Raw genomic sequence first — 23,848 nt, 5'->3', positions numbered from 1 at the left:
AGCAGTTCCTTGAGTTCTGCTTCACTTTCAGATATTTCTATCTTATAAACTCCTGCCATATTTTTCCTTTAACTCTACTAATATGATATTCTAGCCTATCTGTAGTCACATTTTGGAGAATTGGTATTATTCTCATGTTTCAGCCACCACATTGCCCAGAATCTAATCCAATTGAACAGATTTGGCAATATCTAAAAAAAGGATTGAGATGGAAACTACCTAGAGACTTAGAGGAATTACGTTTGTTAATTGGTCAACGACTCGAAGAAATGAACAAAGAGGTAATTGCTTCAATTGTTGGACGAGGTTATATCCTGGATGCTCTATCTGTAGTTGGTATTTAGAGAATTGGTATTACTTTCTCCTAGCTGGGGACTGATCACTGTTTCGGTTCGTCCCACCTTTGCATCGGCCAGATTTTCCCTCACCAGCAATTTCTCTTCCGGGGGACGAGGAACTTGTTTTTCCGCCTTGAATTCGGCTTTCTGGGGGACTTCTGCCCCTGGGTTCGCTGAAGCTACGGCCTTGCCGATCGCAGTTGCCAGTTCTTGCTCTAATTGCGCGGGAGAAATTTTCCCTTCAGCAAAGGTGACAATGATTGAGTTAGCCAAGGGGTTAATGCGGACGCTGGTAACGCTTTCTAGAGCAGCGATCGCTCCCTGGAGAATATTTTGTCCTGTTAGGTTTTGGCGCAGGAAAGGGACACGCAAGCGGATTCGCCCAGGAAGTGAGCTAACCACTTGATAGGAGATTGGGGGGGTAGCATTTGTGGAAAATTCAGACGTGCCACCAAATAGCATATTGACACTCCCGTCGCTAAAAGCGAAGGATTCTTGGTTCATAGAGTTTCCTTAATCTGGAAGGACGTATCCAGCCAAACCAGAGGGAATCTCTCCCCAAGCGTATTAGTTTCGGTGTGTCCCACCGTACTTAGTCCCTTTTTGAGAATGTTGATAGCGGCGTTAATGTCTCTATCTTCTACATAACCACAATGGGGACAAGTATGGGTTCTCGTAGATAGAGATTTAGGGACTTTTTGACCACAATTAGAACAATTTTGACTCGTGTTATGGGGGGCTACTGCTACCGTAGCCTTACCATATTTAAACCCAAAATATTCTAACCATTGTCGAAAAGTTGACCAAGCCACATCATTAATAGATTTAGCTAGTCTAGAGTTTTTTACCATGCCTTGAATATTTAAGTTTTCGTAAGCGATGAAATCGTTAGATTTAATGACGCGCAATGCCTCTTTTTCGACAAAGCCTTTACGTTGCCTACTTACTCTTAAATGCTTTTTAGCATATCTCTTTCTAGCTTTTTGGTAGTTGTTTGATTGGGGTTGACCTTTTCTAAACTTTTTAGATTTCTTCCGATTCAGTCGATTTAATCTTTTTTCTGCCTTGCGATAGTATTGCGGTATCTCTACCGTTTCCCCATCACTGCTAGCGTAGAAAACTTTTAAACCTACATCCAATCCCACACATCTTTTTGTTGGTTCTAGGGGTTTAGCATATTCCCGAATATCAACGCTAAGACAGAATTGGACATAATAACCATCCGCTCCTTTAACAATCCTAACTCGTTTAATTTGGTCAATAGGGTAAAAGTTTAAGTCTCTGGTTCCTTTTAGTTTAACCGTGCCGATGTTTTTCTTATCTGTGAAAGTAATTTTCTTTCTATCCTCCGATAATTTCCATCCGGAGTTTTTATATTCCACAGAACGATTATTTTTCTGAAACTTAGGATAACCTTTTTTAGCTTTTATTTTTTTCTGACAATTATCATAGAAACGGGCAATAGCTGACCAAGCTCGTTCTGCCGATGCTTGTCTGGCCGTAGAATTTAGAGTATCGACAAACTTGAACTGCCTGGCGAGAACTGCACAATATTTATTGAGAGAATATTTATCGATTTTGTCTTCTCTCTTGGCATCCATCCAAAGCCTTAAAGCCTTATTACGGATGAATTGTACTGTACGAATAGCTTCATCAATGGCAGAACACTGACTTGGTTTGACCACGGCTTTCATTTCTAAGACAATCATTGTTTATCAACCTCAAACAACTTATTTTATCTTAACCTTTAGAGCATCGGATTGTCAAGATTTCAGTGAACATTGAAGCTCTTACATTGAGCTTTTACATTGAAGCCCCTCGAAATGTGTCGAAATGTCGTGCTTCGTGTCACTGAGCTTGTCGAAGTGCTGTTTTATACTGGTCGGGGTTTCATCCCGTCGCTAAAAGCGGGGGTCTTTACCCCGACATTCAAGATAAATCCCCGCTGCTCGCCAAGACATTGACTGCGAATTCTTTGAGTGCGACGACGCAATGCTGTCCGAAATATCCTAACCCACAGACTAAAAATTGATCTAGTTTTAAGTTGCCATTACTGAAGTTAGGAGAGTTCACATTTCCCTCTGACTAATTTTTAGTTTCTGGTAAAAACTGAATGATATGTTTTCTAAATTCGTCAGCGACTTCTTTGGCCTCTTCTAAATACTTTTCATAGCGATGGGGATCTTGTAAAATATTAATTCCCCCTTGATTAAAGTCTTTTTTTTCTGCCCATTCTCGGGCAATTTCTTCAATGGGGTCGCAACAGAGATGAAGTGCCTTCTCAACGATTAGCTCTTTCAAATGTTCGTGCATATATTCTCGGGTCATTGTCGAACTCCTCCTTGATACTTTCCTTGAGATTTTAAAGGAGGGGGACAAGAGAATGCCCCCCTACAAAATTGCAGTTATCGAGTGGGTTTCTCGATCGGTCAATTAGGGATTAGGATTGGGACGTTTCCTCTACGGAACTGATTTGAGTCGTATTTCTTGCCGCCGCTGTTTCCGCTTTCGCTTCTGCCACTAAATCTTGCCAAGATTGACCAGCTTCGGCAAAAGTAGCTTGCAGTTTTTCACTAGCTTCCATCCCTAATTTGATCCCGCTTTTGGCCGCATTGCGACCTGTATCTGTAATGGCTTTGCCGGTCTGGGGACTGGCTAAACTAACTAGGGAACCCAATACTAAAATTGCGACGACTCCAACACCGCCAACAACCAGTAATTCTTCCATAAAAACCTCCTGAATGAGTTGTTCACTTCACTATTAACTGTCTATTTTTCGCTAGTTGCCTTAGCTTTTTTAGCGGTTCTGATTTCGGCCTGTGCTTCCGCTACCAGATCGTTCCAGGATTCGCTGGCCTCAGCCAGATAGGTTTGCACGGTGTCAGCCGCTTCTGCGCCCCACTTGATTCCCTGTTTGGTCATGTCGCGCCCAGTTTCGGCGACCTTTTCCCCAGTTTCAGGGTTGCTTAAGGCCCCAATAGCTGGTGCGATCGCCAATGCCGCCAAACCAACCCCTAGGGCGAAAATCGGTTCAATACCTAATAAAAATTCCATGAGACCTCACAAATTTGCTTGATTTTGGATTTTGTTTGACTGTTAGACGTTCGCCGCATCTCGATAGGTCGTCTTCTCGCCACCGAGGGCTGGGCGCAAGCCGTTCAGTCCGGCTAAAATTGCCGAACCATTATTGATGATAATTGCTAGGAGCGGATCGAGGGCAAAGAGAACCCCCACCGCCAGCGCCCCAAAGTTAGGAATTCCCACAATTAAGGCATTTTGGTAGATAATGTCCATCACTTGCTTGCTGATCTCGATCGCATGGGTCAAGCCACTGAGATCGTTATCCATCAGTACCACGTCGGCAGTTTCCCGAGCGATGTCGCTCCCTGCGGCAAAGGAAATCGAGACATCGGCATAGGCAAGAGCGGCGGAGTCATTAATGCCATCGCCGATAAAGGCAACGGTTTTCCCTTGCGCTTTCAGTTGCTGCACCACTTCCACCTTCCGTTCTGGGAAAGCTTGGGCGTGGACCTCATCCCGGCGCATTCCTAACTCTTGGGCCACCGCATCCGCTACCTGCTGCACATCGCCGGTGAGCATATGGGTGCTGATGCCTTGCTGGTGTAACTCAGCAATTACCCCGGGGCTTTCGGTGCGGATCGGATCGGCATACATGATAACGCCAATTAGGATGCCATCCCGGGCCACATAAGCCAGAGAAACGCCTCCCGTCTTAAACTGTTCACTGGCACTAATATCGATCCCTTCCGTTTTCATAAAGCGGCTGCTCCCCACCAGTAGCTGCCGCCCTTCGATTTGGGCGACGACTCCCAACCCGACCCGATAATCCCACTCCTCACAGGTTTTCGTTGCCGTCCCCTGTTGTTGGGCCTGTTGGACGATGGCATGGGCGACGGGGTGGCTCAACCCCTGTTCCGCCGAGGCCGCCAGACAGAGAATTTCTGCCGGAGTAACTCCTTCTGCGGTAACTTGAATGTCGGTGACGGAAGCATTGCCCTGGGTCAGGGTTCCCGTCTTGTCAAAGACGACGCAATCGACTTTTGCCAGCATTTCGATCGCCCGGCCGCTGCGGATGTAAACCCCGGTCCGGGCAGCGTATGTTAATCCGGCTAAGACGGCGGTGGGGACAGATACGCGGATGCCAGTGCCGAAGTCGAGGGTGATAATGGCCGTTGTCCGGGCTAAATCTCCCGTGAATGCAAAAATGCCCGCCCCAATCAGTAGGGTGGGCAACACGGCAATATTGGCAAATTTGGCGGCATAGTTTTCTACGCGGGTGTCGTGAACGGGAGCGGCTTTCATCAGTTCTACGACTACCCCGGCGCGGGTATTATTCCCCGTCCTTTCCACGAGAATTGCCAATTGTCCTTCTACTAACAGGGTGGAAGCATAGACCTCATCATCTGCTTCCCGGTGGACGGGAACCGATTCTCCCGTTAGTTTCTGTTGGTCAATTAGTCCCTGTCCCCGGATAATCTTGCCGTCAATCGGGATTAAGTCTCCCGGATAGACGATGACGAGATGGCCTTCTCTCACGTCTTTGAGGGGAACTTGCACTTCTACGCCGTCCTGTTCGATCCAGGAATATTTGCCCAAACTGTCCAGTAAATCTAGGGTCTGACGTTCGCTAGAGCGAGCGGTGACATCGCGAATTACTTCCCCAGATTCGATCAAACTGATCATGAAGGCGGGGGGAATGAAATGGCCCTGGGCGGCGCTGAGGGTGATGGCAAGGGAGTCGAGGAAATCGACAGTCAATTGTTTTTCTTCGCTGATGGCTTCCCAAGCTCGACCGTAGGCGGGCAGACAGGCGGCTAAAATTAACCCCCCAACGAGCAAGGGGGGGAGTTCTAGGGGAAAGGCGACAAGAGCGAGGGCTAAACTGGCAGCGGGAATGCCGAGCCTCTCCCAATAGTTAATTTCGTGGGATGTGGGTGCTGTAGATCCTTTGGTGGTTAGGAGATAGCCGAGATCGGCTTCTTCCATCGAGAGTAGGATATATTCGCGTAGTTGTTCGGGGGAAATTTCCTCGTAATTGTATTCAATAATCAGGGATTCAGCCGCCTCATTGCAGCGAACTTGTCCGATGACATTACTATCCTCTAATATTGCCACTAAGTTGCTGGCATAGTCAGGATCGTAACCCAGGCGCTTGATTTTGACCCGCCAGCGCCCTTCGAGGGAGTGAAGGAGTTGATAGTCTTGGGAAAATTCGTGAGCTTTGGGGACAATTGACGCGGTTTCGTTGAGTATGTCCGGTTGGACAATTACTTTTTCTGTCGTATCTGTGAAGGTCATCTTGATGGGTGTTAATTAGTATCTGCCTGACACTGACATCAACCATTTTTTATTGTCAGGAGGGAAGACGGGGAATCAACCCGGAACTCGTGTCTGCAAACAAGCTATCTGTCCGTTGTCAAGATTAATGGCAAACTCCAGTATAGTTGACGTTACCGTGCTGAAGTTTAAAGACGCGATCATTGTTGTCTAAACTAAAGCTTAGAGGAGTAACAGCTTGACTCTTGCCTCTAAAGGTATTGTTGCCCTGATAGGTTGTTAGAGCTAGTCCCACGGGTTGCATTTGTGGGGGAGTGGCCGCTCCAAAGGCATCAATCGTGATAGATTGATGTTCTTTGTCGATAATCACCACGTCTCCTTCGGCAATGTCCGTCACTGATTCCACTATTGTTACGGCAACAGGCCGTTTTCTCTGGATCGATGCGTTATCAATGACAGAGGTATAAAAATAGATTTTCGTTCCTTTGTCTGTCTTCCCCCTGGCAACGCAGAGAATGGCATTTCCTAGACTGGGTGCTTCGGCTAAAACAGGCTTAATGGACAAGCTAGGCAAGGAAAGCAAGGTTACAGATGCTAACTAAGAGTGCGGCTTTGTTAGGAATTTTTAACATTTTTCTGCAAGGGGTAAATTAACTTCAGTCATTGTAATAAAAAAAGTGAAATTTTGCCATAGTTTTGAGACGGATCGTTTTTTTTCTCACTGGGTAGTGATTCGCTAGTAGTAGTGATCCGTCTTGCTTATTTGGTATAGCTTGACACAAAACTTAATTTAGGAGTTACAAAGGTGAGATACTTCCTTCTCGGATTTGACTAGCTTGAGAAAATGTGGAGAGATTAAGGTTGATTCCCTGAAGAGTCATCCGCGTACATATTTATGAGTTTTGAAAAATAAGAAATAATCTTCAAGTTCCATAATTAATTACCTTTGATTTTCCCGCTTATTTATTAACAATTATATCTGCTGTAATTAGGAACCAACTTCTTGACTAGGAGAGGAACCTCTTTTAAAAGGAATTAGTTTTTTGATTAATTCAGGTGTGATTAAGCCTTGGGGATAAAAAATGGTTCCCAAAACAATTAAAATTCCAAAAATAATCAAACGACCATCGCGCAAGAAATTCCCCAACCAAATTGGTAAACTATTCACGCCGCCGAGGGCGCGTAAAACTTCGGGCAAAGCAGTTAAAACAATGCCTCCCACCACTGGACCGATAAAAGTTCTTGAACCACCAATTAAAACGAAAGCCAAGAAAATAATACTGGCATCAAAAGTTCCTTGACGGGAATTCCAAGTATTTAGAAAATGGGCGCTTACCGCCCCCACAACTGCCGCTAAAACTGCCCCGAAAGTGAAGGATAAAACTTTGTGATAGGTGGGATTAATTCCCATAGCCGCAGCTGCCAATTCATCGGCACGAATGGCATTAAATGCCCGACCAATTTTGATGTTTTCTAACCGGTAGAGAAACAGCATAGTTAGGAATAAGAGGGGCAAAGCCAGCCAAAGGTAGGCTAATTGAGTGGTGAAAGGTTGGGGAATGGCGAAAATACCGACTGCACCACCAGTTATCTCGAGATTAAGGGCAATAATTCTCAAAATTTCTACCCAGGCGATCGTGGCAATAGCTAAATAAATACCTCGCAAACGGAGAACAGGAATACCTAAAACTATGGCTAATATTCCTGAAATAATGCCAGCAACTAACATTTCTAGAAAGACCAAAGTAAGGGGATAATTGCTACCGGTATTAGTAAAAACTTTCGTGGAAAGAATGGCGGCTACATAACCACCTAAAGCGTAAAAACCGGGGGTTGCTAAGGATAATTGACCGGCCATTAAGGGCAGATAAACTGAAAGGCCTAAGCTGGCTCCAAATATCATGGAAACGATTAAAAAACCATAGGTGTTAAGAAAATCAGCCATATTTTCGGTGGGCGGTTATTGGGTGTTTAAGTTACTGGAGTCAATTAGCTAATTTTATCACCGTTTTCTCCCCTCTGATTCTCTGGTAATTCTCGAAATTATCATAATTTTTTACTTGGTACTTTTCCTATAGGGTAGCGTTCGCCACCTGAAAAGCAGACGGGATGATCGATGATGGGAAAAAGTATCTTTCTTAACTTTGTCTGGGAAAAAATTCAGGGGAATTCACGAAACAGCAGCATTGGTTAGTTAACTCCGAAAACTGGTTCCTCAAACTGGTTCCTCGGACTCCTCTGGCTGAATTTCCCGATAAAATCGCAGTAACGGGCGAAAAAGTCCTAGAAGCTGAGGATAGCATCAGTTTTACCCCAGAAGCAATCCATCAGGTATAGGCGATCGGTGAGGAACCAGTAATGTGCTTTTAAACGTTTTCAATTCGCTCCTCTCACTAATCGAGCAGTGAATTTTTAGGTTAGAGAAATGATAGATAAATGAGAGGATCATGAGACAAATATGAAAGTTTTCTGAGGAAAAATTAGTTAAGATAAGGGGAAATTAAAGGATAAACAACTATAGATGTTTACTTCACTCGAACTTTTGACCATTTCTTTTGTAGCCGTGGGATTAGCCGCCGATGCCGTGGCCGTTTCTCTGACCAGTGGCCTGATGATTCGTCATATTCATGTTAATAAGGCTTTGAAAATTGCTTTGTTTTTTGGGGGATTTCAAGCGATTATGCCGATGATCGGTTGGGGTATCGGTCTAACCTGTCGGGATTTCTTCGCCTCTTTTGACCACTGGATCGCTTTTATTATTTTAGGGGTGATCGGCAGTAAAATGATCTACGAAGCTGTTCAAAATGATGATGAGGAAAAAAGGTTTAATCCTCTAGATTCCTATACTTTAATCGGATTAGCGATCGCTACTAGCATCGATGCTTTAGTAGTTGGTTTGGGTTTATCGATGATTAAAACTCCCTTACTTTTAGCTTGCACTATTATCGGGTCCATTACCTTTGCTTTATGTTTTATAGCTGTTTTTATCGGTCATAAATTCGGTAATTTATTTAGTCAAAAGGTGGAAATTCTCGGCGGTTTAGTTTTAATATTAATCGGCAGTAAAATTCTTATTGAACATTTAATTGCCTAGATTATCTCCATTTTTCACTATCCTCCCTATTTTCCCCGACTATTTCCATAGGCGAGTGGCTAATTCGGGATAACCAGCCTCAATTAAAGCCTGATCTCTGATACGACAGGAATCGCATAAACCACAGGGTTTAACTTCACCTTGATAACAAGACCAAGTATCAGCAATGGGGACCCCTAAACTAACAGCACGACGGACGATATCTACCTTACTATCCGTCACCAAAGGGGCAATTAATTGGGGTGCTTTACCTTCTAAACCCGCTTTCGATGATAAATTAGCTAAAGTTTGAAAGGCCTCTAAATACTGGGGACGACAATCGGGATAACCAGAATAATCCACTGCATTAATTCCTAGATATATCGCCTCCGCTGCCCTTGCTTCCGCTAAAGAAAGAGCGATCGAAATAAAAACTGTATTTCTCCCCGGCACATAGGTAATCGGGATAATATTCGGGTTAATTCCCTCTTGGGGAATAGCAATAGATTGATCCGTTAAAGCGGAACCTCCCCACAAAGATAGATTGACTTCGATCAGATGATGTTCTTTAATATTGAGGAAATTAGCAATTTTTTTCGCCGCTGCTAATTCCCGCTCGTGTCTTTGTCCATAACGAAAAGAAAGGGCAATTAATTGATAACCAGCCGCTATAGCGATCGCTGCTGTTGTCGCTGAATCTAATCCCCCGGAAAGTAAAATAATCGCCTTTTTTGTCATTATCCTAATGTCACCTGTGTTTGTTGATAATTAGCTACTAAGATAAATTGTTTTAGCCACCGCGAACCTAACAAAATCTCCTGAATTGCCTCCCCTGCAAAAACGGGAATTTCGTATTCCTGACCATCAATTCTTACTCTGCCTAAATATATATCAAAAAATGCTTCTCCTTGGACGGTTATCAATTTATTTTGTCGCAAAAAATGCCAATCAAGACTGTCAGCATCTTGACTATTTATGGCTAAAAACTCGGTAAAACCCTTATCCAGCATAACTTCTGCGGGTAGAATCAATCCATCATCGCCAACTAAATCAATATCAAAATAAATTTGTCCTTTGGTTCCAAATCTCCCTGCAATCATATTCTGCCACTAACTCCAGTTTCATTAATGCCAAAGATATGATGGATTTTGTCGGGATATTTTGCCCTTGCTTTTTTACTGGCCACTTCTTGATCGGGATCGATAAAATAATCGCCGCTATCGGGTTCGATCGCAATGTACCAACCATAATAATGTTTCATTAACCGGGGCTGTAAACTCTGAAAAATCGGCCAACAACGATGATAAAATTCTAATTGTCGGGCGCGATGTTTGGCCTTTTCTTCCTCTGTAGATTGAATCTCCGGAAAAACTCGACCACGACGCACTACTCGTTCAGAATTGTTGTTAGACATAGTAAGTGATAGGACAAAATTAACTTCTTGGTTAGGATAGGCGTAATTAGTCACAGTAAGAAGCAGGGATTATTGAGAATAAAGTAATCCTTAAGCCCTAGGTGGAGAACGCTCGCCGGCTAACAAGTTGAAAAGTTCCTCAACCGCATTTGGCTCTTCTAGGTTCTGTGTGAGCATGGTACAATAGTAACACGGAACAGGAGGTGGGTTATGTGGATAAATTTTGATCAACTCCTCGATTTATCAAATGTAACAGTGGTCAATGTTCGTAGATCTGGACAAGAAAATTTGATTAGATATGATTAAAGGACATAAGCAAGATGAATTGGGAATCCTTAAAAGCACAGCCAGAAACAGTTCGGGAGAAGGTGAAAGAAGTGAGCGTCGATATGTGGTCAGGATTTACAGCAGTGATCAAGGAATTATTTCCCAATGCTAAAATCATCTATGACCGTTTTGACTCTTTTGGATTTGGTGGGTAAAATGTATTCTAAGATACAGTCCTGCTGGCGAGCGAGTGGAAGGAACCACAAAGACACAAAGGACACAAAGATTGATCGATCCTGTGTAAGTTAAACTTATCACACAGAACCTAGAAGAGCCAGAGGACTTAAAGGGCGAGCAAAAACAACAACTAGAAGTTATCTTGAAAGAACATCCCTGCTTGGCAATAGCTTGGGAAATGAAAAAAGAAATTAGACAAACTTATCAAAGTTGTAGAACGTTCAGAGGTGCTGAGAGAAAATTGGAAAAGCGGAATATTATATGAAAGTAGTGCCAGTATGATCCGGAAGCATTTGCCTGGTATTTGTAATTAGGGCTTGCTGAATAAATGTGAAATGTAGGCAAGGTAAGAGTTTTATGGCTTTTCTCGCGAAACAGGTGCAAGATTTTGAGAGAATCGTCGTTCAAAACCTTGCGTCTTCATCGGCCCGAGTCCTGTAGGGGCGAAGCATTCGGGCAATAACCTATCGGTGAAACCGGAGATTTTCTATCCGAATGCTTCGCCCGTACTTTTTGCCGCAAACCCTAATTACTCACTTGCATAAATGAGATGCTCCAGGATAATAAGGATAAAGTTATCCCCTCACCCAACCTACTTACCAACGATTTAAGAAACCGCCACCATTACCCCAGCGCGGTCGGGAATTAAAGAAACCGCCACGGTCAGACCAACCATTGCGCCAGGGCCGCGCATTAACAAAACTACCACCGCGACCATCTACCCAACCACCAGCACGACTATTCCCCCAACCGCGATTGCCACCGTCTCCCCAGCCTAAAGCTTGTAAACTAGGATCGGCAGTACCTTCCGGCAGTTGGTTAACTCGTTCGCGTACAGCACTAGATAGACGACTTAAACGCGCTTCAATGGGATTAGCCTCGTCTGAGACGGCCTGAGCGGTGCTAGTCAGACCGAAAGCAGATAAAGCGAGAAGAAAGCCGACTAAACCGGTTTTATTGCTGATATTCACCTGAATTTATGCTCCTATTTAGCTTCTTGGGGATTAATTTGGGCGTGTTCGATAACTTTGAAGGCAAAAAACCCCTTTAATAATTCTGGGGGGATGGGAACCATGCCTTGACTACCGAACCAGCGATCGATTTGACTAACGGTGGCCGTATCATTGGTGATGTAATCCTGCATCATTTTAACAATGGCATAGTTGACATCATCCAAAAAAGTAGAGTTATTTTCGGGAACCATGCAAGCAATGCCAAAATTAGCTAGAGCTTCTTCGGGGACGATTTCGTAGATTTTAGGGTTATCTCTGAGGATTGTTCCCGCTAAAGAAATGCTATCCCCCGCTATGGCGTCAATTTTACCGGTTTTTAAAGCTTCGAGGGCTTCTTCTACGGTGCTGTAGGTGGTAACAATTGTCGCTTGCGGTTGTACTAATTTAATCACATCCACGGCCGCAGAAGTGGGAACCAAGGCGATGCGTTTACCGATTAGGGATTGAGGAGTGGAGAGATTGCTACCTTTTTTGGCTAAAATCCTAATCCCAGAAATGCTGTAACTGATGGAAAAATCGACAACTTTCGCCCTTTCCCAAGTAAAAGCCGTACTACAAGCGATATCGATGTCCCCGCTACGAATGAGATTAATTTTCTCTCCGGGTTGGTTAGCTTCAATCATTTGCAGGGTGACGGGACGACCGAGACGAGTTTCCAATCGTTTTCTAATTCGTTCCAACACATCCATAGAATAGCCGACCAATTCCCCCTTATCATTGACGTAGGAGTAGGGAATCGCATCAAAACGGGTTCCTACGGTCAAAAATCCCGTGCGAGCCACTTTTTCCACCACTGTTTCCGCTAAACTTGCACTGGCGAGGAACATAGGTAATATGCAACCCAGTCCCACTAACTGTAAAATTTTCTTCATAAATCGAGTGCTTGCTCCCGTACAAACATAACTATACTAGAATTCGCTAAAAAATCTTCAGGGTTTCCATAATAATTTCTGTGAACTTTTACAAATTAGATGGCGGTTCAATGCGAATTAATTGACCGTTACCTTCATCGGTGAGCAGATATAAAAATCCGTCAGGACTTTGACGCACATCCCGCACCCTCTGACCGATGGGAATCGCTTCTTGATTGATAATTTCACCCGATTTATCCACTTCCAGACGGCGAATATCTCTGGAAACTAAGCCACCGGCGAATAAATTTCCCTGCCAATTAGGAAAGCGATTACCGGTATAAAAGACCAATCCCGAAGGAGCGATCGCAGGTGTCCAAATTGTTTTCGGATTGATCAGACCTAGTCGAGATTCTTCGCGGGAAACTGGGTTATTAGTGCCGTACTCTTGACTGGCAGAAACCACTGGCCAACCGTAATTTTTACCTTTTTCAATTAAATTTAATTCATCCCCTCCTTTCGCTCCGTGTTCGGTTGCCCAGACTCTTTTAGTCATCGGATCAAAGCTGATTCCTTGAATATTCCGATGACCATAACTCCAAATTTTAGAACCCCCAAAAGGATTATCTTTCGGTATAGAACCATCGTCATTGATGCGGATAATTTTACCTAAATGACTTTGCCGATTTTGTGCCTGTTTTCTAATTAAATCTCCCGCTAATTGTAGGGGAGGATTACCCCCGTCCCCAATTGCTACCAATAAAGTGCCATCTGGTAGCCATAATAACCGCGAACCAAAGTGTTGAGAGCCGGTTTTTGTCTGGGAAACTTCAAAAATAACCCGCAGATCTCGCAAACTTGTACCATCATAAACCGCACGAGCGACGCGGGTACGATTAGCCTCCTGGTCTCCGTGGGCATAAGTTAGATAAATCCAGCGATTTTGGGCAAATTGGGGATGAATTGCCACATCCAGCAGTCCTCCTTGTCCGACTGCAAAAACTTCGGGAACTCCAGGGATGGCTTTTGAGTCCAGTTTGCCCTCTCTAACCACCCTTAAACGACCTGGACGCTCTGTGATCAGGATTTCCCCGTTAGGTAGCCAAACCATCGACCAGGGATGCTCTAAACCCTCGATTACGGTCACTTTTTGCCATTGATTGGTCTGGGAATTATTCGCCGAAGTTAATACACAGCAATTCTCATTTTAAGGTTTCATGACATTAAAACCCTTGCACCTAGAGGGGTTAATAATTCTTAACGAATCTCTAGATCGCTGAAACAACGCAAAATCGTTTCAAAATGAGAATTGCTGGTTAATACATTTGCACCTTGACAACTGGAGATAATTATGGTAAGCAAAACGCCAGATACTATAGGCGAGAAAATGCGATTAAGAGAAGTAAGCATTAGTTGGTAACTCCCCAGACAAATATTGGTCAATTTTCTCCGACTAATCAGGTTCACCCTACAATTTTAGAAACCGGGCAGTTTTAAGAAATGTTTTAGACGGTTTGACTTGATTGGGCAATGCGCTCTCCACAAGAATTCCTACCCTCGTACCCACCGTTAGCTTTAAGGGAACATCAGGTTCAAGCACTGTCCCATCAAATATGGCTTCGAGTTCTTGGAACATTATTCTTCACAGGCTATGGCTTGTTTCTAGTATAATCTCATGGGTGTGGAGCCTAAACGTTCAATCTATTAGTATTCTTAAGTATTGGCTCTCCCAGGTTTGGTGGGTAAAATGTATTCTAAGATACATTCCTCCTAGCGAGGGGGTGGAACTAACCACAAAGACACAAAGAACACAAAGATCGATCGATCCTATGTGAGTTAAACTTATCACACAGAACCTAGAAGAGCCAAGTATTTCTATGGTCAATCAATAGACATCCCCAAAAACTTATAAGCGAGTCACAACAAGGAAGAAAGGCAGATTAGACAGAAAGTCAAAATTGACTCTTATCAATCATTGTTGGGTGCAGGGTAAGCGCATCTTAACAGTCCTTAACAAAATGAACTTTATCTGAGTTGCTTACTCAGAGAGCGATTCAGGCATATTTGAGGAGAATTGGCCATCTCAATTGTTAAGCAAAAATTGACCAAATATGAAGATTTCGTGACTATTCTGATTGACTAGTATCACCTGAAATGCCCACACAGCAAGCGGATCACAAAATTGGCCAATTGTCAATAGCTTTTGAGATGCTCTCACCCTACTGTTTGGTGTTGCTAAAAGTTTGAGGTGTTGCTATGATGAGCCGAGAGTGATTTCCGATTTTTCCTTTGGAGTGTCAACATTATGACTCAAAAAATATTAGCGAAATTAATGTCTTTTGCTGGCAGCAATAAGCTAGGATTATTCAAGATAGCGATCGCATCTTCTTTTTTGGTAATTGTTCCGCAGGGGCAAGTTAAGGCTGCACTTCTTACCGTAGCGAATAACAGCTTTGAAGCCCCGATCATCACTGCCCCACAGGGGTTTACCAACAATAATATCATCTCTGGCTGGGCGGTAACCCCAACAGGTTCGGCGCAGACGGGGGTTCTTAATCCATTGCAAGCTCAAAGTTTTGCTTCCACCAATAGTACTTTGCTTAATAACACTTTTTACAATCCAGGGGTTGGGGCTCCTAATGGAAATCAAATAGCCTACAGTAACGGGGGAACTATCTCCCAGACACTTACCGGAACAACTTTGCAAGCGGACACGAAATATACTTTGAGCGCGTCTGTGGGACGCAGAAGAATCGTTACTAACTTTCCGAGCTCGATCTACAATATCCAACTTTTAGCCGGAACTACAGTTCTAGCCTCTAGGAATGATATTATTCCCAATCTTGGAGACTTCGCAGATGTCAGCTTTAGCTATACCACTGTAGGTATCGGCACTCTTCCGACCGGAGACTTAAGAATTGTTCTGACCTCAAATGGATCCCAGGTAGGTTTCGATAATGTAACCCTTGACGCTTCTCCCGACATTCCCGAACCTTCCGCGATATTAGGATTGCTAGGTTTCGGACTGTTGGGAATCGCTTCAAAGTTACGACAAAAACAATAAGTAGTCGTGCAAAATTAATCCTAGTCAGGACGGGAGACGGCTTAGATATGTAATTAATTTTGCTTAGGTGCTTAATTTAACCGAATTAGGGGTATGAAGCTTTCCGGCCACTGATTCCCCCACTAAATCTTCTGGAGAGCTATCCCTAACCCTCTCAAACTTCTTAAGATTGTTTTGACAATCCTCCCAAAGGAGTTTAGCATCATGACAATAGCAATTATAAGTTAGATAGATGTGACTGGAATGTAATATGACAGTCGCTTTTTTACTTTATGAAGCTATCATTCAACAATTCTGAAGTCATCCATGACTCTCCCGATTATATCAATGATGATATAATCGGTTTTTATTTCTTCTCCCAATAATGGCTCGATTCTCTTATCTTGAAAAAGTCGAGTTACAGTTCGCAGCTCTGCGGGGTATTGAGGGATTTAGAGTACTCTTATCTTTGTGGTCTTTCCTCCCGGGAGTTAGGAACTTGGAACCCCTACACCCGCTCCAATACTGGCCAGAGTTTAGGCTGTTTACCGCGTGAGAGCGTGTCTCTTTGACCGACCACCGACTCTCCCATTGGCTCTGAAATCGGCAACGTCCAAAATAGTTAAACCCTATTTAGAGCTGGCTGAATAAATCTAAAAACCTTGTTAGATAAGGCTTTTAGACTTTTTTTCCCTCAAAAAGTGCCGACCCTTGCAGTGATCGGGGGTAAAATTCCAGGACTTTTTCCCTGAAAATTAGATAACTGACTACCTCAAAATCGGTAAAACCCCACACCCCACACCCACGAAAAACTTTTTCAGCAGACCCTATTTAGAATGGGAGTTACCGGAAAATTGAGCGGCTTTTCTCCTCAATACTTAAATTAATCGTGCCGCGGGGGTTTATTGGTCGCAGAACCCGCCGGAGCGACCTTGGAGGTGGGGGGGATACCTTTGAGGGAAATGAGCGTATTCATCACCGTTTTTGCCACGGGAGCGGCCACAGTGGAGCCAAAAGTATTCGCACCCTTGGGTTCATCCACCACCACCAAAACCACATAACGGGGCGATTCGATCGGTAAAATCGCCACAAAACTGGTAATTTTGGCGTTAGGTAGATAACCCCCCGTCGGACTAGCTTTTTGTGCGGTTCCCGTTTTACCTCCGATGCGATAACCAGGGATTTGGGCTGCTACCCCCGTCCCCTTGCTAACGACGGTTTCCATCATTTCCACCACTTGCCGGGCCACGGTGGGAGAAAAGACTTTTTTGCTGGGATAATCGGGCTGCCAGTGCAAACGGCCGCGGTCGTCGGCTAATCCTTTGATCACATGGGGAGTCACCAGGGTGCCACCATTGGCCAGCGCACCGTGCAATTGTACTAATTTTAAAGGCGTTAGGGATAAACCTTGACCAAAGGAAGCGGTGGCCGATTCAATGGCATTATCCAGAAATTCTGGTTCGGGTTTGAGATATCCTGCCACTTCTCCGGGTAAATCTACACCAACCCTTTGATTTATTTTCAATCCTAATAAACTTTTATAGAAATCAACTCGCCTCATTTTTTGGGCAATTTGCACCATAGCCACGTTACTAGAGGTTTGCAGAACTTGGGCCATATCTAGCGCCCCATTACCCTGTTTAGAGGCATTTTTAATCGTCCAGGGACCGACAGTAATCGCCCCTGGATCATTGACTACCGTATTAGCTTTAACTGCCCCTGCTTCCATGGCCAGGGCGATAATAATTGGTTTAAAAGTTGACCCCGGTTCGTACTGATCGGCTACGGTCCAATTTTTAAATAGAGCCACATTGGCTTTATAGTATTCATTGGGGTTAAAAGTTGGCTCACAAACTAGGGCTAAAAGAGAACCATCAAGGGAGTCCATAACGATGACAGCCCCCCGTTTAGCATTAAATTTCTTTAGCTGTTCCCGCAAGGCCGTCCGGGCTGCTCTTTGTAGTTTTAAATCGAGGGTTACTTCTAACTGTAATTCATCAAATTGAAAGATACCATCGGGAACAAAAGCCGGTAAAATTCGCCCGTCTCCCATGCGTCTTGTATTGACAGAAAAAGGATCTCTTTCTAATAACTGACTGGAACCTCTCTCTAATCCTGCCTGGCCACGATGTTCTTTATCTACATAGCCAATCACGTCGGCTGCCACATCGTCTTGGGGATAATAACGAGCGTATTTTTCCTCTAATTCTACACCGTCAAGAGATAATTGTTTTAAGCCCCTAGCCACGGATTCAGTTAATTGATTGGCTAAACGAATTCCTGTTTCTTTTTCTTTAAATCTTTCAATCAGTTGATTAGTAGGAATATTTAATAAAGGAGCTAATTTATCAGCCACTTCTGCTGGGGGAATAGCAAACAGTTTTGGGTGTACATAAAGAGTATAAATCAAGCGATCGGTCGCCAAAACATTACCATTACTATCGACGATCGCCCGTCGGGGAATATAGGGTCTAATACTGGTGGTTTGCTGTTTTCTGGCTCTTTTTTGCAATTCCTGCGCTTGCACTATTTGCAACTGGTACAATCGCCAAGCTAAACCCACAATACCCATGACTAAAATCAACCACACCGCCATCAATCGCCCGTTACTCACAGGCATTTTTTTTGACTGTTGTTGCCGTTTTTTGTCGTTTAAATAGGACTTTCTGTCCCGAATCCTGCCCGAGGGCGATCGAGTTTCTTTGCTTCTAAATTGGGGTCTTTTTGTGTCAGTCATGAGCAGTATCTTTCAGTTATCAGTTATCAGTAAACAGTGATCAGTGATCAGTAAACAGTGATCAGTAAATAGTAATCAGTGATCGGTAAAAAGACAGTAGGAAACTTCTATTTAATACTGCACACTTAAAAACTCACATCTGATAACTTTTAACTTACCCACTGATAACTGATAACTGATAACTGTTAATAGGCACTTCTGGGTTGAGAATTGACGGTAGATTGGGATTGAGAAGCGGGATACTGTTTCAGGTTAGGAGCAGATTTACGCTGTAAAAAGATAGTTTGGAAGGGTTGGGGATGAGTTAATCCGGTTTCGGGTTTTTCTGCTTGTTGAGCTAGTTGATGTTTAAGGGTTTCATTGGTGGCCAAAAGATTGCGCTCGTGACGTTGCAGTGTTTCCAGTTTACCAAATTCTTTGTCCCAAACCTTGGGAATATACACCGTCCAAGCATATATTCCCAGAGTCGAACCCAACAGACAAAAAGTAATCACAGCTACTATTCTTTCTAGGAGGCAAAGGAAACGTAATTGACGCGAGGCTAATTGTTTTTGTGTTGGGGCCACGGGAACTCTCACCACCGATTTAGTCGTCGGTTTTACTGTTGGGGTCGTCTGATTTACTGCTGACTGGGGACGAGGCTGACTGCCTTGGCTTTTTGGGCGAGAAACGGGAAGGGGAATATAAGAATTATGGGCAGCAGACATGATTTTCTCTCAATATTTCTAGCTAGTGGTCGTTGTCAAAAATTAAGTTTCTAAAATTAGGAGTCGGTCATCAGTAGTCAGTCGGAAATATTTAATTGATCACTGTCGCCTTTTTTCCTTTTTACCTTAAAATCACTGTTCTAGCTCTAGACGTAAACGATATAAGATAGTTTGCGGATGAACTTGAGCGAGAATTTGATTAATCACCGTACTCGGTCCAGATGCCCCCCAACTACAACCGCGTTCTAGATAGATTTTAGCGGCTTTCCCGATGATATAGGTTCCATAAGCAGCAATTGCTCCCTGTAGGAGAGCGGTGCTACCGTAGAGAGTTAAAGAGGTGGGATTTTCAAAAATACTCGCCGCTGCCGCTGCCGTTTTGCCCAAACCGATAATCACAGTGCTGAGGATTTCCCCCACCAGCAACCCCCCACTGCTCAAAAGTAGAGTCCGCCAGAGTTGACCAGCTTGGTGACTGGTAATTGGCAGGCCGTACAAACGAGCTAAAGCCCGAACTAGAGTCAAATCGACGATTGAAGCCCCTAGTAGGTCTAAAATAGCGATCGGATTGGCCGCAATCGCTAAAGCCTTATATTTTGCGTATTGCCAGATAATTTCCTCCGCTTGACTGTCCCGGAGTTCCAGGGTTTTTCTAGCGATATTTTCCTCCGCTTCTTGCCCCTGCACTAAAGCATTTAAGGCCAGCAGCGATCGCCCTTCCCGATTTAAAATCGTTAAGAGTTTATCTTGCAGCTCCTCAATTTGGGGGGGAGGGGTTTCCCACTCAGTCACCACGCTCCCATCGGGGTATTCCACCCGGACGGGAATCGGTTGCGGTTCGGCGGCTACCATAACTATCTCATCGCTAGTTAACAAATCTTCTAACGTTTTTTCGTCTCGATTGGTTCCTAATCTCTGTAACTGCTGAAAAATCTGACGGCGATCAGCTTCTGGATAGAGATCAATCTTATTAAACACCAAAATAATCGGTTTTTTCGCCTGGCGCAATTCTTCTAAGGCCTCGTATTCGGTGCGGGTAATATCCCCGGCGACGATAAATAAAATCAAATCGGCACTTTTAGCGACTTCTCTGGCCATATTCGCCCGCGCTTCCCCTTCAATCTCATCCAATCCGGGGGTATCGATTAATTCTATCTGAATTTTACCCGTGGCGGGTGTCCAACGCACCGATCGCGGCCAGCGTGTCACCCCGTGCAGGGGTCCAGTTGTCAGGACTTTTTGACCGACTAAAGCGTTTACCACCGAGGATTTACCGCGACTGACTAACCCGAAGGCTGCCACCCGAATCACCGTTTCATCCAGTTTATCCAAGGCCGATTTTAAGGACTGCAAATCCTGTTTAACGGCGGCCTGAAGTTGGGGATCGGGGGGATAATTCCAATGGCGGCGAAAACTGGCATACCAAGTTAAGGCCTGTTGTAAACTAGCCTTAGCCTGATTGTAATGAGTTTCCTCGAGGGATGGGGTCTTGGTCACGGTTGATTTTCTTTACTTTTTATTAACGCTGCTGCCTTTATTGTAGAGTTTCGGGGCGGTAACTGAGATGAGGTTATCTGGGGCCAGGGGAAGACTTTTCAGTAATCAGTGAAAAGAAATTAGCGAAGTTTTCCACTAAAACCCTAACACCTAACATCCTACTCCGCCAATCCCAATTGCCCCAATAACTGAAGGATAGTTTTTCCAGTTACGGGATCTGGCCAATCGGGGGCAATTTCTGCCAGGGGAAGCAGCACAAAGTCCCTTTCTCGGCAGCGGGGATGGGGTATCTGTAATTCGGGCGTTTCTAAGATCAGGTCTTCATAAAATATTAAGTCTAAATCGAGGGTACGCGGTCCCCATCTTTCCCGTCGGACTCTCCCGAATAACTGCTCGATTTCTAATAATTTATGCAGTAAATCTAGGGGCGATAAATCCACTTGCACAATGGCGCCACCGTTGAGATAATCCGGCTGAGGCGGCCCGACGGCCGCGGTTTGATACCATTGGGAATGAGCTTCTAGTTTAATTCCTTTGACTCGCTCTAATTCCCCTAAAGCTTGCCCTAAAATTGTCGCTGAATCTCCTAAATTACCGCCCAGAGCGATCGCTGCTCGCTTCATCCACATCCTTCCTCAACAATAATCTCGGCTAATTCCCCCGTCGCTCCCAAAGATTTACCTAAAAATATATTGACATTTGGATGCTTTTGTGATAGTTCAAAAACTTGGGCTTCGATCGTATCCGTAATTCCCCCGGCAAAGAGGAAATAGGGCAGTATAGCGATTTTTTGGCTACCTTGAGCGATTAAAATCTCGATTTGTTGGGATAAACTCGGTTCTATCGACCAATAAGCTGTAATTGCCCCAGAAAACGCCGCTAGATTCTCCACTTCCCGATTCCCCCTGGGGCGACGACTACCGTGGGACAGTAAAATGCGGTCTTGGGGGCTTAAATCGGCAAATTGTTGGGATAATAGCGATTTTATGCCCTGATAACTGCCTAAATGGGGCTTTAACTCTAGCTTAATTGGCGATCGCACTTTGTCCACGGCTGCGGGAATATCTTCTTTAACGTGAACCCCCGACAGGAGAAACAGGGGGATAATCTGCAACCGGTTACATCCTTGGCTTTGTGCTTGTTGGGCAAAAGCTTCTATTTGTTGATGGAGAGGTGTTATCGCGAATTCTAGGGCGGCAGTCCCTACTAATACCCGATTATCTGCTTCTAGAACCGCTATAGATCGGCTAAACTCCGATTTACTCGCCAATCTTTCGGTGGGTTGACTGATTTTTTCTTGAACTAAGGCTGCTAATTGCGTCACCGCCATGGCTGGACGCGGATTGCGACTACCGTGGAAAACCAATAAGTAGGCTGAGGAGGTCTTCAAAGAAATCTGGCCAAAATAGTTTAGTTTTTAGCCTAATACATTTTCTCTCCCTTTAGGCATAAATGCCCCTGATATTCTCGATTTAGCTGGTAAGTAAGCTAAACGGCTTTTACTTCGGATCACCGATATAGACTCCAAAAGGGTTATAGCTATTGGATCATGCAGATTAAGCGCCGTTTAGCTTAGTCGTGCAAAATAAATTTGGCTCTTCGGTTTGTGTTATGCAATGGACGGGGGTTATAAGGGATGGAACCCCTATATAGAAAGGCATTTAGCGATTTTTGTCAATTATTTTCTATCTAAAGCAAACTAATCAATTAAATCCCTTGCCAGATAAGGATTTAGTCGATTTATGCCCCCCTATCGAACCATAACAAGTAACGAAGATCCCACTATCTTGTAGATGATTGTCAGGCTAACCATTGATTATACAAAAACTTTCTCCATAACACTCTTGAGAGTAACGATGTGGGTCAACTTTCGGCATATTACCCCATTTTAACACCATCGCGGCGAACTTTTCCGCGTATCATAACCAAAAGCGTATTAGCCAGATTAAACAAACTCTTTTAAGTAGATTCCTAACAACAAGCTGCAATAAAATAGACTTTTCGGGAAGTCTAGCACTAATTGCTTCAGTCCACCCCACAATTACCTAATTTTCGGGGAAAAAGTGCCTAAAATTTCCCCTCGATCGCTCTTATGGTCGGCACTTTTTCAGGGCAGAAAAATCTAAAAATCTTAGCCAACAATGTTTTTAGATTTATTCAGGAAACCCTAAGTTAAATTTCGAGTTGATCGATTAAATCGCGCATGATTTTGGCCGAATTATGTAACTGTTCCATTTCTCTGGGACTGAGAGCAAGATTCAGAGTTTTTATCACTCCTTTCTCATTAACCACCGAGGGAATACTTAAACACACATCTTTGAGACCGTATTGACCATCGAGGAGAGTGCTAATAGTGAGAATTCTTTCTTGGGAACGTAAAATCGCTTTAACGATATCCGTGGTAGCTAAACCGATCGCATAGCTAGTATAACCCTTGCGTTTGATAATTTCATAGGCGGCGTTTTTAACCTGAAGAAAAATTTCTGTTAAGCTTTCTTGGTCGGTTACGCTTAAATCCTGCCAATCTCCTTCTAGTAACCTTGCTCCTCCGATATTAGCCGAACTCCACACAGCAAGCTCACTATCCCCGTGTTCACCGATAATATAAGCGTGGACGTTACGCGCATCTACATGGAGTTGGGTGGATAAAAGAGAGCGTAAACGGGCAGAATCTAACACCGTACCCGAACCAATCACCCTAGAAGGTGGAAAATGGGTGATTTTCAGGGTAACATAGGTCATGATATCGACGGGATTACTCACCACCAAAATTAAAGCACTGGGGCAGTAAACAGCCACATCCGCAAGAATACGGCGAAAAATCGCCACATTTCGCTCAAGGAGATGTAATCGGGTTTCCCCCTCTTTTTGGGCGGCCCCAGCAGTAATAATAACCACATCGGCATTTTGTCCCACATCGGCCACGGTTCCCATTTTCAAGTCCGTGGGTTCAATAAAAGGCATTCCGTGCCTTAAATCCATCACTTCCCCCTCGACTTTATCGGTGGCGATATCCTGGAGAATTAATTCATCAAAACAGTCTTGAATTAACATCGAGTAAGCGCAGGCCATCCCCACCTGACCAACACCGATAATCACCCCCTTGCGAGGACGCAGAGGTGCGGGTTTTTCAGCGTAGGGATTGAGAGTAAATATTTTATCTAGCATAGATTTTTGCAGTTACTGGCTCGGTAAGCTCATTTTAAAGGGAAATGGTTAATATCAGGTAAAAGGAGACTATCAAGAGATTTTGAGGACGTTATCGGCAATTTTTTTCTGGTCAGTGGTCGGACAAATTTCGTGTCTTTGATTCCCTGACCCCTAGTTTAGGGTCTGCTGAAAAAGTTTGTTGGTGGGGGTAGGGTGTGGGGCT

Annotated in this window: 22 protein-coding genes and 3 pseudogenes; 5 read left to right on the top strand and 20 right to left on the bottom strand. The window is 44.1% G+C overall.

Annotation, left to right across the window (positions count from 1 at the left end):
- The first annotated feature begins 134 nt into the window (after window positions 1-134).
- A complete protein-coding gene (locus IQ224_RS10365) occupies window positions 135-344 on the top strand; it encodes a hypothetical protein (RefSeq protein ID WP_228036176.1) in 210 nt (69 codons plus the stop codon).
- On the opposite strand, the gene IQ224_RS10360 is transcribed toward IQ224_RS10365, so the two are convergent.
- From IQ224_RS10360 to IQ224_RS10325, 8 genes are all read right to left on the bottom strand, one after another.
- Window positions 324-842, bottom strand: coding sequence for an HMA2 domain-containing protein (locus IQ224_RS10360; RefSeq protein WP_228036175.1), 519 nt, complete (start codon window positions 840-842; stop codon window positions 324-326). The two genes, IQ224_RS10365 and IQ224_RS10360, sit on opposite strands and share 21 nt — an antisense overlap.
- A complete protein-coding gene (locus IQ224_RS10355) occupies window positions 839-2,047 on the bottom strand; it encodes an RNA-guided endonuclease TnpB family protein (protein WP_002742119.1) in 1,209 nt (402 codons plus the stop codon). The genes IQ224_RS10360 and IQ224_RS10355 overlap by 4 nt, the downstream gene beginning before the upstream one ends.
- Before the next feature lie 376 nt (window positions 2,048-2,423).
- Window positions 2,424-2,666, bottom strand: a complete 243-nt coding sequence (locus IQ224_RS10350) for a hypothetical protein (protein WP_002742124.1) — start codon at window positions 2,664-2,666, stop codon at window positions 2,424-2,426.
- A gap of 112 nt (window positions 2,667-2,778) precedes the next feature.
- A complete protein-coding gene (locus IQ224_RS10345) occupies window positions 2,779-3,066 on the bottom strand; it encodes a DUF5132 domain-containing protein (RefSeq protein WP_002742125.1) in 288 nt (95 codons plus the stop codon).
- Between the two features lie 41 nt (window positions 3,067-3,107).
- Window positions 3,108-3,392: a hypothetical protein gene (locus tag IQ224_RS10340; RefSeq protein ID WP_002742126.1), complete on the bottom strand. Its 285-nt coding sequence runs from the start codon at window positions 3,390-3,392 to the stop codon at window positions 3,108-3,110.
- 42 nt (window positions 3,393-3,434) lie between these two features.
- Window positions 3,435-5,657 carry a heavy metal translocating P-type ATPase gene (locus IQ224_RS10335; RefSeq protein WP_002742129.1) on the bottom strand — a complete coding sequence of 741 codons (2,223 nt, stop codon included), beginning with the start codon at window positions 5,655-5,657 and terminating at the stop codon, window positions 3,435-3,437.
- A gap of 124 nt (window positions 5,658-5,781) precedes the next feature.
- Window positions 5,782-6,201 (bottom strand): hypothetical protein, encoded by a 420-nt coding sequence (locus IQ224_RS10330; RefSeq protein ID WP_228036174.1) that lies wholly within the window; start codon window positions 6,199-6,201, stop codon window positions 5,782-5,784.
- 423 nt (window positions 6,202-6,624) lie between these two features.
- Window positions 6,625-7,581 carry a branched-chain amino acid ABC transporter permease gene (locus IQ224_RS10325; protein ID WP_002742132.1) on the bottom strand — a complete coding sequence of 319 codons (957 nt, stop codon included), beginning with the start codon at window positions 7,579-7,581 and terminating at the stop codon, window positions 6,625-6,627.
- Between the two features lie 576 nt (window positions 7,582-8,157).
- On the opposite strand from IQ224_RS10325, the gene IQ224_RS10320 reads away from it, so the two are divergent.
- A complete protein-coding gene (locus IQ224_RS10320) occupies window positions 8,158-8,730 on the top strand; it encodes a manganese efflux pump MntP family protein (protein WP_002738103.1) in 573 nt (190 codons plus the stop codon).
- A gap of 39 nt (window positions 8,731-8,769) precedes the next feature.
- Here the strand turns inward: IQ224_RS10320 and queC are convergent, their stop codons facing one another.
- Genes queC through IQ224_RS10305 form a run of 3 tightly spaced genes read right to left on the bottom strand, consistent with a single transcriptional unit; the run spans window position 8,770 to window position 10,123 of the window.
- Window positions 8,770-9,447 (bottom strand): 7-cyano-7-deazaguanine synthase QueC, encoded by a 678-nt coding sequence (gene queC, locus IQ224_RS10315; protein ID WP_194032898.1) that lies wholly within the window; start codon window positions 9,445-9,447, stop codon window positions 8,770-8,772.
- The gene (locus IQ224_RS10310; RefSeq protein WP_002742136.1) at window positions 9,447-9,809 is read right to left on the bottom strand and encodes a hypothetical protein; all 363 of its coding nucleotides are present in this window, start codon (window positions 9,807-9,809) and stop codon (window positions 9,447-9,449) included. Before IQ224_RS10310 ends, queC begins: the two co-directional genes overlap by 1 nt.
- Window positions 9,806-10,123, bottom strand: a complete 318-nt coding sequence (locus tag IQ224_RS10305) for a hypothetical protein (RefSeq protein ID WP_002736011.1) — start codon at window positions 10,121-10,123, stop codon at window positions 9,806-9,808. The genes IQ224_RS10310 and IQ224_RS10305 overlap by 4 nt, the downstream gene beginning before the upstream one ends.
- Before the next feature lie 268 nt (window positions 10,124-10,391).
- On the opposite strand from IQ224_RS10305, the pseudogene IQ224_RS24975 reads away from it, so the two are divergent.
- Window positions 10,392-10,584 (top strand): annotated as a pseudogene (locus tag IQ224_RS24975) (transposase); the annotation flags it as partial.
- Window positions 10,585-10,724: 140 nt separating this feature from the next.
- Window positions 10,725-10,938, top strand: a pseudogene (locus tag IQ224_RS24970) (ISL3 family transposase); the annotation flags it as partial.
- 285 nt (window positions 10,939-11,223) lie between these two features.
- Here the strand turns inward: IQ224_RS24970 and grrA are convergent.
- The 3 genes and pseudogenes from grrA to IQ224_RS10285 form a co-directional block, all read right to left on the bottom strand.
- Window positions 11,224-11,598, bottom strand: a complete 375-nt coding sequence (gene grrA / locus IQ224_RS10295) for a GrrA/OscA1 family cyclophane-containing rSAM-modified RiPP (protein WP_002742141.1) — start codon at window positions 11,596-11,598, stop codon at window positions 11,224-11,226.
- Between the two features lie 14 nt (window positions 11,599-11,612).
- Window positions 11,613-12,512, bottom strand: a complete 900-nt coding sequence (grrP, locus tag IQ224_RS10290) for an extracellular substrate binding-like orphan protein GrrP (protein WP_036399973.1) — start codon at window positions 12,510-12,512, stop codon at window positions 11,613-11,615.
- A gap of 88 nt (window positions 12,513-12,600) precedes the next feature.
- Window positions 12,601-13,901, bottom strand: a pseudogene (locus IQ224_RS10285) (PQQ-dependent sugar dehydrogenase).
- An 895-nt stretch (window positions 13,902-14,796) separates the two neighbouring features.
- Here IQ224_RS10285 and IQ224_RS10280 point away from each other — a divergent pair.
- Window positions 14,797-15,555, top strand: a complete 759-nt coding sequence (locus IQ224_RS10280; RefSeq protein WP_036399978.1) for a PEP-CTERM sorting domain-containing protein — start codon at window positions 14,797-14,799, stop codon at window positions 15,553-15,555.
- Between the two features lie 862 nt (window positions 15,556-16,417).
- Here IQ224_RS10280 and IQ224_RS10275 read toward each other — a convergent pair.
- The 6 genes from IQ224_RS10275 to IQ224_RS10250 all read right to left on the bottom strand — a co-directional run bounded on the left by IQ224_RS10275 (window position 16,418) and on the right by IQ224_RS10250 (window position 23,643).
- Window positions 16,418-18,271 (bottom strand): penicillin-binding protein 2, encoded by a 1,854-nt coding sequence (locus IQ224_RS10275; protein WP_194032897.1) that lies wholly within the window; start codon window positions 18,269-18,271, stop codon window positions 16,418-16,420.
- A 185-nt stretch (window positions 18,272-18,456) separates the two neighbouring features.
- Window positions 18,457-18,978: a hypothetical protein gene (locus IQ224_RS10270; protein WP_002742154.1), complete on the bottom strand. Its 522-nt coding sequence runs from the start codon at window positions 18,976-18,978 to the stop codon at window positions 18,457-18,459.
- Between the two features lie 132 nt (window positions 18,979-19,110).
- Complete coding sequence (locus IQ224_RS10265; RefSeq protein ID WP_002736290.1) at window positions 19,111-20,475, bottom strand: GTP-binding protein; 1,365 nt, start codon at window positions 20,473-20,475, stop codon at window positions 19,111-19,113.
- Between the two features lie 158 nt (window positions 20,476-20,633).
- Window positions 20,634-21,098 carry a 2-amino-4-hydroxy-6-hydroxymethyldihydropteridine diphosphokinase gene (gene folK / locus IQ224_RS10260; RefSeq protein WP_002742157.1) on the bottom strand — a complete coding sequence of 155 codons (465 nt, stop codon included), beginning with the start codon at window positions 21,096-21,098 and terminating at the stop codon, window positions 20,634-20,636.
- The gene (locus IQ224_RS10255) at window positions 21,095-21,805 is read right to left on the bottom strand and encodes a sirohydrochlorin chelatase (RefSeq protein ID WP_194032899.1); all 711 of its coding nucleotides are present in this window, start codon (window positions 21,803-21,805) and stop codon (window positions 21,095-21,097) included. Before IQ224_RS10255 ends, folK begins: the two co-directional genes overlap by 4 nt.
- A gap of 842 nt (window positions 21,806-22,647) precedes the next feature.
- The gene (locus tag IQ224_RS10250; protein WP_002742162.1) at window positions 22,648-23,643 is read right to left on the bottom strand and encodes an L-lactate dehydrogenase; all 996 of its coding nucleotides are present in this window, start codon (window positions 23,641-23,643) and stop codon (window positions 22,648-22,650) included.
- Between the last annotated feature and the right edge of the window lie 205 nt (window positions 23,644-23,848).

The organism is Microcystis sp. LEGE 00066, assembly GCF_015207925.1.
Classification (GTDB): domain Bacteria; phylum Cyanobacteriota; class Cyanobacteriia; order Cyanobacteriales; family Microcystaceae; genus Microcystis; species Microcystis ichthyoblabe_A.
Note: the sequence above shows the minus strand (reverse complement) of the source record. Positions and strands in the feature narration are given on the sequence as shown.

Excerpts from the sequence above, each read along its gene's own strand:
- IQ224_RS10270 (WP_002742154.1), bottom strand. The coding sequence starts at position 18,978 with ATGTCTGCTGCCCATAATTCTTATATTCCCCTTCCCGTTTCTCGCCCA.
- queC (WP_194032898.1), bottom strand. The coding sequence starts at position 9,447 with ATGACAAAAAAGGCGATTATTTTACTTTCCGGGGGATTAGATTCAGCG.
- IQ224_RS10255 (WP_194032899.1), bottom strand. The coding sequence starts at position 21,805 with ATGGCGGTGACGCAATTAGCAGCCTTAGTTCAAGAAAAAATCAGTCAA.
- IQ224_RS10365 (WP_228036176.1), top strand. The coding sequence starts at position 135 with ATGTTTCAGCCACCACATTGCCCAGAATCTAATCCAATTGAACAGATT.
- IQ224_RS10275 (WP_194032897.1), bottom strand. The coding sequence starts at position 18,271 with ATGACTGACACAAAAAGACCCCAATTTAGAAGCAAAGAAACTCGATCG.
- IQ224_RS10345 (WP_002742125.1), bottom strand. The coding sequence starts at position 3,066 with ATGGAAGAATTACTGGTTGTTGGCGGTGTTGGAGTCGTCGCAATTTTA.
- IQ224_RS10310 (WP_002742136.1), bottom strand. The coding sequence starts at position 9,809 with ATGATTGCAGGGAGATTTGGAACCAAAGGACAAATTTATTTTGATATT.
- IQ224_RS10350 (WP_002742124.1), bottom strand. The coding sequence starts at position 2,666 with ATGACCCGAGAATATATGCACGAACATTTGAAAGAGCTAATCGTTGAG.
- IQ224_RS10320 (WP_002738103.1), top strand. The coding sequence starts at position 8,158 with ATGTTTACTTCACTCGAACTTTTGACCATTTCTTTTGTAGCCGTGGGA.
- IQ224_RS10280 (WP_036399978.1), top strand. The coding sequence starts at position 14,797 with ATGACTCAAAAAATATTAGCGAAATTAATGTCTTTTGCTGGCAGCAAT.
- IQ224_RS10305 (WP_002736011.1), bottom strand. The coding sequence starts at position 10,123 with ATGTCTAACAACAATTCTGAACGAGTAGTGCGTCGTGGTCGAGTTTTT.
- IQ224_RS10250 (WP_002742162.1), bottom strand. The coding sequence starts at position 23,643 with ATGCTAGATAAAATATTTACTCTCAATCCCTACGCTGAAAAACCCGCA.
- IQ224_RS10360 (WP_228036175.1), bottom strand. The coding sequence starts at position 842 with ATGAACCAAGAATCCTTCGCTTTTAGCGACGGGAGTGTCAATATGCTA.
- IQ224_RS10340 (WP_002742126.1), bottom strand. The coding sequence starts at position 3,392 with ATGGAATTTTTATTAGGTATTGAACCGATTTTCGCCCTAGGGGTTGGT.
- IQ224_RS10335 (WP_002742129.1), bottom strand. The coding sequence starts at position 5,657 with ATGACCTTCACAGATACGACAGAAAAAGTAATTGTCCAACCGGACATA.
- IQ224_RS10325 (WP_002742132.1), bottom strand. The coding sequence starts at position 7,581 with ATGGCTGATTTTCTTAACACCTATGGTTTTTTAATCGTTTCCATGATA.
- grrP (WP_036399973.1), bottom strand. The coding sequence starts at position 12,512 with ATGAAGAAAATTTTACAGTTAGTGGGACTGGGTTGCATATTACCTATG.
- IQ224_RS10355 (WP_002742119.1), bottom strand. The coding sequence starts at position 2,047 with ATGATTGTCTTAGAAATGAAAGCCGTGGTCAAACCAAGTCAGTGTTCT.
- folK (WP_002742157.1), bottom strand. The coding sequence starts at position 21,098 with ATGAAGCGAGCAGCGATCGCTCTGGGCGGTAATTTAGGAGATTCAGCG.